Source organism: Gemmatimonadaceae bacterium (genome assembly GCA_036496605.1).
Classification (GTDB): Bacteria; Gemmatimonadota; Gemmatimonadetes; order Gemmatimonadales; family Gemmatimonadaceae; genus AG2.
On sequence record DASXKV010000038.1, the window covers coordinates 115197 to 128903 of the forward strand.

The 13707-nt window shown below is 63.5% G+C and carries 10 protein-coding genes; 9 read left to right on the forward strand and 1 reads right to left on the reverse strand.

Translation table 11 applies throughout. The features are described 5' to 3' along the window. Positions 1 to 227: 227 nt before the first annotated feature. The 4 genes from VGH98_15520 to VGH98_15535 are packed head-to-tail and all read left to right on the forward strand — an operon-like array spanning position 228 to position 8248. Positions 228 to 2162, forward strand: a complete 1935-nt coding sequence (locus VGH98_15520) for a CocE/NonD family hydrolase (protein ID HEY2377386.1) — start codon at positions 228 to 230, stop codon at positions 2160 to 2162. A gap of 47 nt (positions 2163 to 2209) precedes the next feature. Next, positions 2210 to 5260 carry a SusC/RagA family TonB-linked outer membrane protein gene (locus tag VGH98_15525; protein ID HEY2377387.1) on the forward strand — a complete coding sequence of 1017 codons (3051 nt, stop codon included), beginning with the start codon at positions 2210 to 2212 and terminating at the stop codon, positions 5258 to 5260. A gap of 49 nt (positions 5261 to 5309) precedes the next feature. Further along, entirely contained in the window at positions 5310 to 6641 is a 1332-nt protein-coding gene (locus VGH98_15530) for a RagB/SusD family nutrient uptake outer membrane protein (GenBank protein ID HEY2377388.1), read from the forward strand. Between the two features lie 38 nt (positions 6642 to 6679). After that, positions 6680 to 8248 carry a serine hydrolase gene (locus VGH98_15535; GenBank protein ID HEY2377389.1) on the forward strand — a complete coding sequence of 523 codons (1569 nt, stop codon included), beginning with the start codon at positions 6680 to 6682 and terminating at the stop codon, positions 8246 to 8248. 64 nt (positions 8249 to 8312) lie between these two features. Here VGH98_15535 and VGH98_15540 read toward each other — a convergent pair whose 3' ends face one another. Beyond that, positions 8313 to 8816 carry a hypothetical protein gene (locus VGH98_15540; protein HEY2377390.1) on the reverse strand — a complete coding sequence of 168 codons (504 nt, stop codon included), beginning with the start codon at positions 8814 to 8816 and terminating at the stop codon, positions 8313 to 8315. Between the two features lie 145 nt (positions 8817 to 8961). On the opposite strand from VGH98_15540, the gene VGH98_15545 reads away from it, so the two are divergent. The 5 genes from VGH98_15545 to kdpA all read left to right on the forward strand — a co-directional run bounded on the left by VGH98_15545 (position 8962) and on the right by kdpA (position 13705). After that, on the forward strand, positions 8962 to 9720 hold the full coding sequence (locus VGH98_15545; GenBank protein ID HEY2377391.1) for a winged helix-turn-helix domain-containing protein: 759 nt from the start codon (positions 8962 to 8964) through the stop codon (positions 9718 to 9720). Then, the gene (locus VGH98_15550) at positions 9720 to 11519 is read left to right on the forward strand and encodes an ATP-binding protein (GenBank protein HEY2377392.1); all 1800 of its coding nucleotides are present in this window, start codon (positions 9720 to 9722) and stop codon (positions 11517 to 11519) included. The genes VGH98_15545 and VGH98_15550 overlap by 1 nt, the downstream gene beginning before the upstream one ends. 171 nt (positions 11520 to 11690) lie before the next feature. Further along, positions 11691 to 11897 carry a hypothetical protein gene (locus VGH98_15555; GenBank protein ID HEY2377393.1) on the forward strand — a complete coding sequence of 69 codons (207 nt, stop codon included), beginning with the start codon at positions 11691 to 11693 and terminating at the stop codon, positions 11895 to 11897. Beyond that, the gene (kdpF, locus tag VGH98_15560) at positions 11894 to 11986 is read left to right on the forward strand and encodes a K(+)-transporting ATPase subunit F (GenBank protein ID HEY2377394.1); all 93 of its coding nucleotides are present in this window, start codon (positions 11894 to 11896) and stop codon (positions 11984 to 11986) included. Before VGH98_15555 ends, kdpF begins: the two co-directional genes overlap by 4 nt. A 3-nt stretch (positions 11987 to 11989) precedes the next feature. After that, positions 11990 to 13705, forward strand: a complete 1716-nt coding sequence (kdpA, locus tag VGH98_15565) for a potassium-transporting ATPase subunit KdpA (GenBank protein HEY2377395.1) — start codon at positions 11990 to 11992, stop codon at positions 13703 to 13705. Positions 13706 to 13707 lie beyond the last annotated feature (2 nt).

Below are 13707 nucleotides of genomic sequence, written 5' to 3' on the forward strand. Positions count from 1 at the left end.
AGCGAGTACTCAACGTGATCGCCGAGGCAGGTGGATAATTGAACGCCGCGAGCACGCGCCGCCAAGTACCTCCGCGAAAAAAGAGGCCCCCTTGCGCATACCTCCTAGGTGTACCATGATGGGCTCCGCTACGGTCCTTCCCGGCTGATCGCTTGGCTCGCCTCCGGGCGTGGGCTCCCACCGTCCCGCGTCCGTGACGCATCTCATCACGTTCCAGAGGACACCTCATGGGCAGAATCCCTTCCATACGCGCGGTGGCACGGATCGCCGTCGCTCTCCTGCTCGCGAGCTCGCCCGCACGAGCGCAACGGGACGGTGGCCAGCCCGACTCGCTCTACACGCGCGAGCATTACGACAAGGCCGAGTACATGGTCCCGATGCGCGACGGCGTGAAGCTGTACACGATCGTCTACACGCCGAAGGACACGTCACCGGCGGTGCCGTTCATGCTCCTGCGCACGCCGTACGGTATTCCACCGTACCCGCTCACCGAGTTCAAGCGCGTGCTCGGGCCGTCACCGGAGTTCGATCGTGACGGGTTCATTTTCGTGTATCAGGACGCGCGCGGAAAATTCCGCTCCGAGGGCACGTTCCACGTGCAGGATCCGTACATACCGGTGAAGCACGGACCGAAGGACGTCGACGAGAGCAGCGACAACTACGACACGATCGATTGGCTGCTCAAGAATATTCCGCATAACAACGGCCGCGTCGGGCAGTGGGGAATTTCGTATCCCGGCTGGCAAACAGTGATGGGAATGATTGCCGCGCACCCGGCGCTCAAGGCGGCATCGCCGCAATCGTCGCCCTCGGACATGTTCATCGGCGACGACTTCCACCATAACGGCGCCTTCCGTTTCATGTACACGTTCAGTTGGCTGTCCGGCAATGCACGTCCCCGCGGCGCGCAAACTACGGAGCGCCAGCGGCCCTTCGATTACGGGACGACGGACGCGTACCACTTCTTCCTCAACGTCGGCACGGTCGCGCGCGTGAACGACCTGTACTTCCACGATCAGGTGCCGACGTGGAACGACTTCCTGCAGCATCCGAACTACGACTCGTACTGGCAGGATCAGGCCCTCGTGAAGGACCTCAAGAACATCACGCCGGCGGTGCTCAACGTCACCGGGTGGTTCGATCAGGAAGACTTCTACGGTCCGATGAGCATCTACTACGCGATCGAGAAGAACAATCCAGGGAACAAGAGCACACTCGTCGTCGGTCCGTGGAACCATGGCGGCTGGGGTGCGGGCGGCGGCGACTCGCTAGGTCCCGTGAAGTTCGGCTCTGCGACCGGCGAGTACTTCCGACGCGAGGTACAGCTTCCGTTCTTCGAGCACTATCTCAAGGACAAGCCAGGTGTGCCGCCCGAAGCAGTCGTCTTCGAGTCCGGCACCAACGTCTGGAAGACCTACGACAGCTGGCCGCCGAAGCAGGCGGTAAAGCAGAACCTGTATCTCCAGCCGGGCGGCATGCTCTCGTTCTCGCCGCCGGCGAACGATGCCGCGCCATACGACAGCTATGTCGACGACCCGGCGCACCCGGTGCCATTCACGACCGAGAAGCGACCGACGCAGGGCTTTCTCTGGATGGTCGAGGATCAGTGGTTCGCGTCGACACGGCCCGACGTCCTCGTCTACCAGTCCGAGCCGCTCGATCGCGACCTGACGATCGCCGGCCCGATCATCGCCAAGATGCGCGTGTCGACGTCGGGGACGGATGCGGACTTCATCGTCAAGCTCGTCGACGTCTTTCCCGACAACCTGCCGGCGACGCTCACCGCCGACGGCGCCGTGCAACAGCAGGGCGGCCGCTTCGGCGGGCGCGGTGATCAGCGGATGCGAAACTACCAGATGCTCGTCGGCGCCGAGGTCTTCCGCGCGAAGTATCGGAAGAGCTACTCGAAGCCGGAGCCGATGGTCCCGAATCAGGTCACGCCGGTCGAGTGGGACCTCCGCGACAAGAACCACACCTTCCAGAAAGGGCATCGGATCATGGTGCAGGTGCAGAGCACCTGGTTCCCGCTCATCGATCGCAACCCGCACCAGTTCATGGACATCTACAGCGCCAAGCCGTCGGACTACAAATCGGCGACGCAGCGCGTGTATCACACGACTGCGCAGCCGTCGCACCTCGAGCTTCTCGTGATGCCGCAGTAGGAGTCTTCGTTCGCTGACCGTTTGCCCCAAGTGAAGAGGCTACTCAGATGACTGCGATACAGCTCCTCGATTCGAAGCGGTGGGTCAGGCCGTTGGGTGTCTTGCTGGTCGCGCTGCCCGGCGTGCTGTTCGCGCAAGGCGGCGGCACCGTCGGTGGAACGATCGTCGCGCAGGGCAGCCAGCGACCGCTGGCGGGTGTCGAAGTCGGCGTCGGCGGCGTGGGTGGGAAGGGCGCCATCACCGACGGCTCCGGCCGATTCAAACTTACTGATCTCACCGGTGCGTCGGTCATTCTGAACGTCCGTTTTCTCGGGTATCGGCCCGTGATCGACACGGTGGCGGTCGGCACGACCGACGTGCGTCTCGAGCTCGTCGAGCGTGCGCTCGAGCTGAATTCGGTGGTCGTTACCGGAACGGCCGGTGGCGCGCAGGCGCGAGAGCTGGGCACGTCGGTCGCCGTCGTCAACGTTGCGGACGTCCAGCAGCAGGCGGCAATCCCGAGCGTTCAGGGATTGATCAACGGGCGGACACCAGGCGTCGACGTGATCCAAACCACGGGACAGGTGGGTGCCGGCTCTCAGATCCGGATCCGCGGCGTCGGCTCATTCTCGCTTTCGAGCACGCCGCTCGTGTACGTCGACGGTGTGCGTGCGAACAACGGCTCGACCGGCGTTGTGTCGCGCTTCAATGACATCGATCCGGAAGAGATCGCGAGCATCGAGGTGCTGAAGGGGCCAGCGGCGGCGACGCTCTATGGCACCGAAGCCGCGCGCGGCGTGATCAACATCATCACGAAGCGCGGCGACCCGGGCGCGACCAAGTACACCTTCGCTGCGCAGAGCGGTAGTCAGTGGTTCCAGGACGCCGCGGGGCGCATGAGGACGAACTACTGGCAAAATCCGCAGGACAGCAGTCTGTGGTCGATCAACATGGTGAAGAGCGAAGCGGCGAACGGCACACCGCTCTTCAGGACGGGCGGCATTACCAACTACAGCGCGAGCGCGAGCGGCGGATCGGGAATCTATCGGCACTTCATCTCCGGCGAGTTCAGCGATGCCGAGGGCATCGTGTCGTCGAATGCGCGAACGCAGAAGAATGTGCGCGCCAATCTCTCGATCGTGCCGAGCAGCAAGCTCAGCATCGAGACGAGCACCGGTTACCTAACGAGTTGGACGTCGACAACGGGTGAAGGCGGCTCGGCCAGCGCGATCTGGGGTGAGCTCGCGATTCCTCAGCGTACTCTCGCGGCCTGTCCGATTCTGTTCAATCCCGTGCCGCGAGGTTGTGGATGGGCGCGTGGCAGCATCGTGTCGCCACCCGAGGTGTATGCGCAGACACAAAACTGGCAGGATGTCAGGCGTTTCACGGGCAGCGCGTCGATTCGGTATGAGCCGTTCTCGTGGATGTCGCATCGCTTTCTCATCGGCACCGACTACACGCTCGAGGACGTCAATTCGTTTTTGCCGTATCAGACCGATTCGGTCATCACCTTCTTCCTCGGCTCGCGGTTCGACGGATCGCGCTCGGAGACGACGCAGCAGACGACCTACAACACGTACGACTACGCCGGTGGCGTTCACTTCAACGTGCGGCCCGAGCTCATCGCGAAGAGCACCGTCGGCTTCCAGTACTACACCAACAAGCAAACGGCGTTGACGGCGTCGGGCACGCACTTTCCAACGCCCGGTCTCTCGACGATCTCGGCGACTGGAACCAAGGGCGCGCCGACGTCGTCGCTCGTCGCCAACAACACGCTCGGCGGGTACTTCCAGCAAGAGTTCGCGCTGAACAATCGGCTGTTCCTCACCGGCGCGGCGCGCGTCGACAACAACAGCGCGTTCGGCAGCGACGCCAAGTTCACGACGTACCCGAAGGTCAGTGCATCGTGGGTCGCGAGCGACGATCCCGCCGCGCGACGATTCCTGCCCTCGTGGGTGAGTGAGCTGCGGTTCCGCGGCGCGTATGGCGGCTCCGGTCAACAACCGCTCACCAACTCGGCGCTGCGAACGCTGGCGCCAGTCGCCGGACCAAACGGCCTAACGACTCTAACGAACAACACGATCGGCAATCCCGAGCTCAAGCCCGAGCGCGTCCTCGGCACCGAGGCTGGATTCGAGACGGGTCTGCTCGACGATCGCTTCGGCGTCGATCTCACGCTGTATCGCGACGTGTCGCACGACGCGATTCTCGCGAGCACCGTCGCGCCGTCGACCGCGTTCGGCGCGAGCACGCAGTACATCAACGCGGGGCAGATCAACAAGAAGGGATACGAGCTCGCCCTGAAGGGCCAGCTGCTCAACCGGCCCAGATATGGCTGGGATATGCAATTCAACCTCGCCGGCGTGTCGTCGAAGATCATCAAGCTCGGCTCCGGCGGCGACACGTTGATCAACGTGACTGGCGGCAACACGCAGGTCGGCACGGTCGGCGACGTGTTCCAGCGCATCGGATATTCGCCCTTCGACCTGTTCACCTACCGCGTTGTGAGCGCGACGTTCGATCCGGTGACTCGTAAGGCAATCAACGCGATATGCGACGACGGTCGCGGCGGTACGACGCCGTGCTTCGTGCCGGGCACGTCGACCGTCGCGGCGCCACTCGTCTTCGTTGGACACTCGATTCCGACGACGACGGGATCGTGGATCAACACGTTTCGATTCAGCGCGTTCCGCCTCTACGTGATGATGGATTTCCAGCGGGGCTTCAAGAAGACGGACACGAACTACGAGCAAACATGTCAGGTCTTCAATGATTGCCTCGAGAACATCTATCCCGAGCGATACAGCCCAGCCGTTGTTGCCCAGGCGCAGAATGGCGGACAGCTCCAGAACTACTGGATCCGATCGGCAAATTTCGTGAAGATGCGCGAAGTGGCGCTGACGTTCGATGCACCGCTGCACGCCGTTCACTACGTCGGCGCGAAATCGCTCGCGATCACCGTCAGCGCCCGCAACCTCGGGATGTGGACCAAGTACACGGGTCTCGATCCCGAGAACAGTCTCATCGCGCCGAGCGGCATGAGCGGCAATATCGGCACGGACCAAACCGAATTCCCACAGCTCACGTCGGTCGTGATTGGTGTCCGCCTTGGTTACTAGTACTCGCGATGGCGCGACGAAGGCCGCGCGTCGCCTAACAACGACAACCATGACTCCGATGCCATACAGAAGCGTGCGAATGGGGCGAGCGACGGCGATCGGCATCGTCGTGCTCCTCACTGCATGCAGCACCTCGGACCTGTTGAAGGTGCAGGCACCCAACTCCGTGCCGTCCGACATTTACTCGAACCCGGCCTACGCGACGCTGATGGTGAACAGCGTCATCGGTGACTTCGAGTGCGCGTTTGGCGCATTCGTCGTCGCCGACGGCATCGCGACGGACGAGTTGCACGATGCCTCGCTCAACAACGGCAACTGGAATCTCGATCGGCGCGACAACGGATTCACATCCGGCTTTTACGGCGTGAATTCGTGCACGACGCAGACGGGCATCTACACGCCGTTGTCGACCGCGCGCGGTGAAGCCGACGCGGCGCTCAGGAGCCTCGGCGGCTGGACGGCGGCGCAAGTGCCCAACCTCGTCTCGTTGCAGGCGCAGGCGAATCTGTACGCGGGGTTCAGCTATGCCGCGCTCGGGCAGTCGATGTGCCAGGCCGCATTCGACATGGGACCGCTCGTCGATCAGAAGGGAATGTTCACGCTCGCGGAGGCGCGCTTCACGGCCGCCATTGGTGCCGCCCAAACCGCGGGATTGACGAACGTGCTCAACGCCGCGTACGCGGGACGCGCGCGTGTGCGACTGTATCTCCACAACAACAGCGGTGCGATCGCCGACGCGCAGCTCGTTCCGTCGGGCTTCGTGTTCAACGCAGCCATGGATGCAACGAATTCGCGCCGATTCAATCACGTATTCCAGGCCATATCCACCGCCGGATCGGCAACGGTCGAGACGGCGGCACGGTCGCTCACGACGGAGAATGGACAGGTCGATCCGCGGTCGGCCATGGTGTTGCTCAAGACCGCGCCGGCGGACGGCCTCGCGCAGATCTACATTCCGGTCAAGTACAACGCCGCGACGCTGACGGCCGGCGAAGCGCTGCCGATGCCGATCGCTCGTTATGCAGAAGCGCAGCTCGTGCTCGCCGAGGCCCAAGGGGGGGCCAATGCGGTCAACGTCATCAATGCGATGCGCGCCACGGTGAGTTTGAACCCATACACCGGACCGACCGACGACGCGTCGATCACGAGCCTCATTGCGAGTGAGCGTCAACGCGTGTTGTTTCTCGAGGGCTTCCGCGCATTCGATATCGAGCGCCTCGGCCTCGCTCTCGCACCCGCTGCCGGCTCCCCCTATCTGCAGGGCGGCGTCTATGGAGCCACCGTGTGTCTTCCGCTGCCCGACATCGAACGAGACAACAACCCGAACGTCGTGGCCTCGCAGATCATTACGGGCGTTCGCGGCGAATTCACGATACCCTAGCACGAGCGGTCATTACTCTCGCAGAGGAAACTCCCTTCATGTCCATGCTGTCTGCGCGTGCCGCACTGCCCGCGGCGCTCGCCACATCTTTTCTCCTCGCTGCACAGAGCGCGTCCGCACAGACCAGGGAACCATATCCCGGACTCGACGCGTACGTCACCAAGGCAATCGACACCTGGAAGATCCCCGGCCTGAGCATCGCGATCGTTCGCAACGACTCCGTGATCTACGCCAAGGGATTCGGCGTGCAGAGCGTCGCGGCCAAAACGCCCGTCAATGAGAAAACTCTCTTCGAGATCGGTTCGAGCTCGAAGGCGTTCACGGCGACGCTCATCGCGATGCTCGTCGGCGAAGGCAAGATGCATTGGGACGACCGTCTCACGACGTACCTTCCCGATTTCCGCATGTACGATCCCGTTGCGAACGAGGCCGTCACCCTGCGCGATGCGCTCACGCACCGCACCGGTATCGCGCGCGGCGAGTTGGCATGGCTCGGCTCCGGCGTGTCGCGCGACGAGGTGCTCCATCGCGTGCGATTCCTGAAGCCGGATGCGCCATTCCGCTCGCACTATTCCTACCAGAACATGATGTTCCTTGCTGCGGGCCAGGCCGCGGGGAAAGCCGGCGGCAGCAGCTGGGACGATCTCGTTCGCCAGCGCATCTTCACACCGCTCGGCATGACGTCGACCGCCACGACGTACCGTGGATTAGCAAACACGAATGTGGCGACGCCGCACGGCATGGACCATGACACCGCGTTCACGAAACCGCCATTCGACGCCGACAACATTGCGCCAGCCGGCGCGATCATGTCGAGTGCCGTCGACATGGCGCAGTGGCTCCGCTTTCAGTTGAACGACGGCATGGTGAACGGCAAGCGGCTCGTCGCCAGCGCCGCGCTTCGCGAAACGCACACGCCGCAGATTCTGATTCCGAGCTCGGGTGGCCGTGGCGGAGTTCCGGACACCGCGCCCGTGAAGCGCTTCACGTCGTACGGAATGGGGTGGATGGTCGAGGATTATCGAAATCAGCTCTCCTGGCAGCACGGCGGCAACACGCTTGGTATGACCGCAGCCGTTGGCATGCTACCCGAGAAAAAAGTTGGCGTCGTGGTCCTGAGCAACATGCAGGGTGCGCAGCTCCCCGAGTTGCTCGAGCAGTACGTGTTCGATCGCGCGCTCGGCGCGCCGCTGAGAGACTGGAGTGGCGAAGCCTATGCCCGCTTCCAGCAGCAGCGGAAACGCGCCGATTCCGTGCAGACGGTGCAGCTCGCGGGACATGTCGCGAATGCACAGTCTGCGATCCCGCTGAGTGCGTTCGCGGGCACCTATGCGGATAGCCTCTACGGTGAGATGACCGTCGGCCTCAAGGACGGGCATCTCGAACTGGTGCGCGGCGACATCCGCGGTCCGCTCGAGTACTGGAACGCGAACAACTTCCGCTGGCTGCTTCCGCTGAGCGCACCGACGGGGCCCGCGTTCATCAAGTTTGAAATCAGCGCGGACAATACTGTGACGGGATTGTATTTCGGTCTTGGCACCGACGCCACGTTGCTCGCTCGCAAAGGCGCCCGGGGCGGCCGCGGCGGGAGCGCCGTCACTCAGTGACAGCTCGCGACGGGCATAAGAACACCACCGTCGGCGCCGGTCGCGACCGGGATCATCAATCGCGCTAAGTCGACCCCGCGACGACGAGGCATGACGCGAACGGCGCTGTGAGCGCGTGGTAGGTCTCCGTCGAGAGAGCATCGCGCGCGAGCAGCGCTAGCGCCGCAGCTTCGGCGGCGCCGTGCGCCGCCGCGAACGTGCCGCGCTCGGCGCGCGACCAATCGTGTAACTCGCGACTCGCGATGTGGGCCGCCGTGTCGACGGCGTCGCGCACCCTCCAGACCGCGAGCCCGAAACGGTCGCTGAGCAGCTTTGCCTCCAGTTCATCCCACGCGCGCTGCCTAACGGGAAGACGATCGCGGTCGGCGACAACGGATTCGCCGATCGCCAACCACTCGGCCAACGGAAGGTCGACGAGCCGATCGAGAAAACCGTCGAGGCATCCGAGCGATGTCGCCGGTTGCCCGACCTCCGGTGGTGGGTGCTGCGCGGCGCGCAAACGGCGCGCGAGCGTTGCCGCGCGGCCTGTCGAAGATGCCGAGAGTGAGAGGATGGACGCCAATGTCACGATGTGAACGCCCGAGAGAGTCAGCGTTCAAGGTAGGTCTCGACGCGTAAACGTCGCACAAAAAGCTGAGGCGCGCTCATAAAAAACTCGTAAAACCCAGAGGCCTGCCGCTGATAAGCGTGATCTCGACACTCATCATTCGATTGTGCATGACGACAACGTTACGGTTCTCATCATCGAAGACGAGCCGCAGATCCGGCGGCTTGTCCGGAACGCCTTGCACGCCGATCCGACGTTCCTGCGACTCGGTCTTACCGACGAGGAGCACACCCCGGAGCTGCGGGTCATCGAAGCGGCGGCCGGCGAGCAAGGGATCGACCTGACCGTCACTCAGGCACCGGCGCTCATCGTTCTCGATCTCGGACTGCCGGACATGGAGGGCCTGGCCGTGTGCCGCGAGATCCGACGTTGGTCGGCGGCTCCGCTCATCGTGCTGTCGGCACGACATGCGGATACGGAAAAGGCCGCCCTGCTCGATGCCGGCGCCGACGATTACGTCACCAAGCCGTTCAGCAGCGTCGAATTCATGGCGCGCGTGCGCGCGCAGATGCGCCGGCGCGCCTCACACGTTAGGCAGAATGGCACGGCGGACGTGGTCTCGTTCGGAGACATCGTCATCGATCAACAACGGCGCCGCGTGGAGCGCAATGGCGCGCCCGTGCACCTCACTCCCACCGAGTGGGCATTGTTGCGGACCCTGGTCCATCATCCCCGGCAGACGCTCACGCATCAGCAGCTCTTTCATCAAGTCTGGGGGAATGCTGTCGGAGATGCGCAGCAATATCTCCGCGTCTATGTCGGCCATCTGCGACGAAAGATCGAAGCAGATCCCGTTCGGCCAAGGTTCATCCATACCGAATCCGGCGTCGGGTATCGATTCGAACCCGAAGACGAAGTGGCGTGATGACGCTTTTGTTCGAGACGAGTCATCCCGAATCATCCTTCCGCGACTCCTCGACGCGGCGGAGGATGCTCGGTCGCTGGGCGCTGATGCTGGCGATTCTTGTTCTCGCGACGATCGCGATGTACGTCGTGCGTCGGTCGCTCGACAAGGCGCACGTAACGCTCGTCTACCTCCTCATCGTGCTGGCGGCGAGCGCGGCGGGGGGCCGCGCGCTGGGCCTCACCGTCGCGGGCCTGGCATTTCTCTGCTTCGACTTCTTCTTCCTCGTCCCGTACCTGACGCTCACGATATCGAACCCGCTGGACTGGCTCGTCCTCGTGGCTTTCCTGATCACCAGCGTCGTGGCCGCGCAGCTGCTGTATCGCGCCAACGCGACGGCAGACGAGGCGATGCAGCGCGCGATCGAGGTCGACCGACTCGCCGCGTTGGGCGAGGAGACGCTCAATGCGGCGGACGCCAACGAAGCGCTCCGCGCGATCGCCGACGTCATTCGCCATTCGACCGACGCCGACAGGTGTGAGATCTACCTTCATGGTATCGACGCGCGCATCACGCGCGTCGCACGGGCAGCGCCGAATGACGAAGGGGGGGCGCTCGAGCATCCGCTCGCGCCGAGTCTCGGCAATGCGGAGCGGGCGTCTCGAACCGCGCCGCGCGGCAGCCTCATCGAATGGATCATCGACCATGCGGCGAGCGCGGTCGAGCTCACCGACGGCACGGTGCGCGTCGCGCACGAGCTTCCGCCCCCCCGGCGGTCTCCCGGTGGACAACGCTGGGAGGCTCAGGCTGAAACCGCGGCTGCTGTTCGCGCCGTGACACGTGTCGAGAGCGCGTCCACGCTTCGACGCTTGAGTGAGAGCCTTCGTACCGCTGACGCTGGTGGCCGCTCCACCGCCGACGGCCCAGCGGTGCGTGCGATTGCGTTGCCGCTCCAAGCTCGCAGTCACGCGGTGGGCGTGCTGCGGCTCATGTCCGTCGACGGGCTCTCACTCTCGCCCGAGCAGGCGCGTCTCTTGGTGGCGCTGGCCTACTACGCCGCACTCGGCGCCGAGCGTGCGCGCCTCGTCGCGACGGCGGAGCGTGCCGAGGCGGAACGGCGCGTCGACAGTCTGCGGAGCGCGTTGTTGACGGCTGTCTCGCACGACCTACGCACTCCGCTCACGACGATCAAGGGCATCGCGAACGAGCTATTGCGCGGTGGCGACCCGCGTCGCGCCGCGATCATCGAGAGCGAGGCAGACCGGCTGAATGCGCTGGTCAGCGATCTGCTGGACTTGTCGCGTATCCACGCCGGCGCCGTTCGGCCCGCGCTCGCCGTCAACACGGTCGATGATCTGCTTGGCGCCGCCCTGCAAGGCGCCGCTGGCGCGTTAGGCACGCGTCGAGTCCGCATCGATGTACCAGACGGCGAGCTCCTGGCTGGCCTGTTCGACTTCACCCAAACACTTCGCGTCGTGGTGAACCTGCTCGACAACGCCGCGAAGTACTCCCCGCGCGGCGGCGCGATCGATATTCGTGCATGTCGGCAAGGCGAGCGCCTAACGATCGACGTCATGGATCGCGGCCCGGGTATTCCCTCTGGGGAGCGCGATCGCGTCTTCGAGGCGTTCTACCGCCCGCCCGGTGTGCCGCCCGACATTCGTGGCCACGGACTCGGCTTGTCGATCGCTCGCGGACTAGCTGAAGCCGAAGGCGCGTCACTGCGTTTTGCACCGCGTGTCGGCGGCGGGTCGGTGTTCACGCTCGATCTACCGGCCGCGGCAGCGATGGCGGTCGACGCGGATCTGCCGAGCCTCTGAGCGCCTTGCCCGAATGGGCAATGTTGCGGCGTCCGACCTTGCCTTACAACACTGAGATGTTGCGCTGACTGCCCATCGGCTCGATTGGCGGCAGCGTGACCACCTGTGTGAGCGCACTCGGAAGATTTGCAGGTTTTTTATCTGATCAACGCGGTTCTTTACGCGCTCTTTATGGATGCACGCGTAACCTTTGTCGTCATTCCTGTCGGTTCGACGACGCTCGTCGAGCGCTCTGCGAAAGAGGAGTCAACGCCTGTGATCGACATCATCTACGTTGTCACCACCATCGTGTTTTTCGCGCTTATGATCGCGTACGTCGCCGCCTGCGACCGGTTAGGCCGTGCCGCGGACGTGGAGCGCGGCGGAACGGAGCGATGATGACTCTCGAAAGTCTGGTCACCGGCATTTTGGCCGTCGCGATTCTCGTCTATCTGATCTACACGTTGTTGCGGCCAGAGCGGTTCTAGGCCATGACGCTGAACGGCTGGCTTCAAATCCTTTTCTACAGCGCGTGCGTGCTGCTCGTCGCGAAGCCGATCGGGCTGTATCTCGTGCGCGTGTACGATGGCACGTATAAATGGCTCGCGCCGATCGAACGCGCGATCTATGGAGTCTGCGGCGTCGATCCGGCCGAGGACCAGCACTGGACTCGTTATGCGGCGGGGATGCTGCTCTTCAGCGCGGTGTCGATGTTGCTCACCTACGTCGTGTTGCGGCTGCAGGGCGTCCTGCCCCTGAACCCGCAGCACCTGCCGGCCGTCGTCGACCGGCAGGCGTTCGAGACGTCGGCATCGTTCACGACGAACACGAACTGGCAATCGTATGTCGGCGAGACGACGATGTCCTATCTCTCGCAGATGTCGCAGCTGGCATTTCACAACTTCGTATCAGCGGCGGCGGGAATCGCCGTTGCCGTGGCCTTCGTCCGTGGAATCGCGCGGCGCTCGGCCGGTCGCATCGGGAATTTCTGGGTCGACCTAACGCGGGGCACACTGTACGTGCTGCTGCCTGCGTGTCTGATGCTGTCACTCCTGCTCGTCCAGCAGGGAACGATTCAGAACTTCAAACCCTACCTCACGCTGGCCACGCTCGAGGGCGGAAAGCAGACGATCGCGATGGGACCCGTCGCGAGTCAGGAAATCATCAAGCAGCTCGGTACGAATGGCGGTGGCTTCTTCAACGCGAACGCCGCGCATCCATTCGAGAATCCGACGCCGTGGAGCAACTTCTGGTCGATGTTTACGATCTTCATGATTCCCTCCGGGCTGACATATCTGCTCGGCCGAATGGTGAAGAGCCAGAAGCACGGGTGGGCAGTGTGGGCGGCAATGTTCGTGCTCTTCTTCGGCGGCGTGACGACCGCATACTGGGCCGAAGCGCGCGGAAATCCGATTCACATCAAGCTTGGCATCGACCCAACGACGAGCCACGCGCAGCCTGGCGGTAACATGGAAGGGAAGGAGGTCCGCTTCGGCATCGCGAATTCCGTTCTCTATGCTACGGTAACGACCGACGCCTCGTGTGGCGCGGTGAACGCGATGCACGACTCGTTCACGCCGCTCGGCGGCCTCGTGCCGCTCGTGAACATCCAACTCGGTGAAGTGGTGTTCGGCGGGGTGGGGGCCGGGTTGTACGGTATGCTTGTCATGGTCGTGTTGACCGTATTCATCGCAGGCCTGATGGTCGGCCGCACGCCGGAGTATCTCGGAAAGAAGATTCAGGCGCGCGAAGTCCAGATGGCGATGTTGTACATACTGATCTTTCCCGCCGCGATTCTGACGATGACGGCGGTGTCGGCACTATTGCCGGCTGGCCTCAAGGGCCTGAACAATGCCGGCCCGCACGGGTTGTCGGAAATCCTGTACGCGTTCACGTCCACCGCGGGCAACAATGGCAGCGCCTTCGCCGGCCTAACGGGGACGACCTACTACTACAACACCATGCTCGGCATGAACACACTCATCGGACGGTTTGCGATGATCGTGCCAATGCTCGCGCTCGCCGGCTTCCTGGCGGAGAAGAAGGTTGCGCCCGAATCGGTCGGAACCTTTCCGGTGACGACGCCGCTCTTCGTAATTCTGCTCGTCTCCGTCGTCGTGATCGTGAGCGCCCTCACGTTCTTCCCGGCCCTCTCGCTCGGTCCCATCGTTGAGCACTTGCTCATGGGCTCGGGAAAGCTGTTCTGACC

What these genes read in the sequence shown, in the direction of transcription:
- VGH98_15520 (HEY2377386.1), top strand. Translation starts at nt 228, where the DNA reads ATGGGCAGAATCCCTTCCATACGCGCGGTGGCACGGATCGCCGTCGCT.
- VGH98_15525 (HEY2377387.1), top strand. Translation starts at nt 2,210, where the DNA reads ATGACTGCGATACAGCTCCTCGATTCGAAGCGGTGGGTCAGGCCGTTG.
- VGH98_15530 (HEY2377388.1), top strand. Translation starts at nt 5,310, where the DNA reads ATGACTCCGATGCCATACAGAAGCGTGCGAATGGGGCGAGCGACGGCG.
- VGH98_15535 (HEY2377389.1), top strand. Translation starts at nt 6,680, where the DNA reads ATGTCCATGCTGTCTGCGCGTGCCGCACTGCCCGCGGCGCTCGCCACA.
- VGH98_15550 (HEY2377392.1), top strand. Translation starts at nt 9,720, where the DNA reads ATGACGCTTTTGTTCGAGACGAGTCATCCCGAATCATCCTTCCGCGAC.
- VGH98_15555 (HEY2377393.1), top strand. Translation starts at nt 11,691, where the DNA reads ATGGATGCACGCGTAACCTTTGTCGTCATTCCTGTCGGTTCGACGACG.
- kdpF (HEY2377394.1), top strand. Translation starts at nt 11,894, where the DNA reads ATGATGACTCTCGAAAGTCTGGTCACCGGCATTTTGGCCGTCGCGATT.
- kdpA (HEY2377395.1), top strand. Translation starts at nt 11,990, where the DNA reads ATGACGCTGAACGGCTGGCTTCAAATCCTTTTCTACAGCGCGTGCGTG.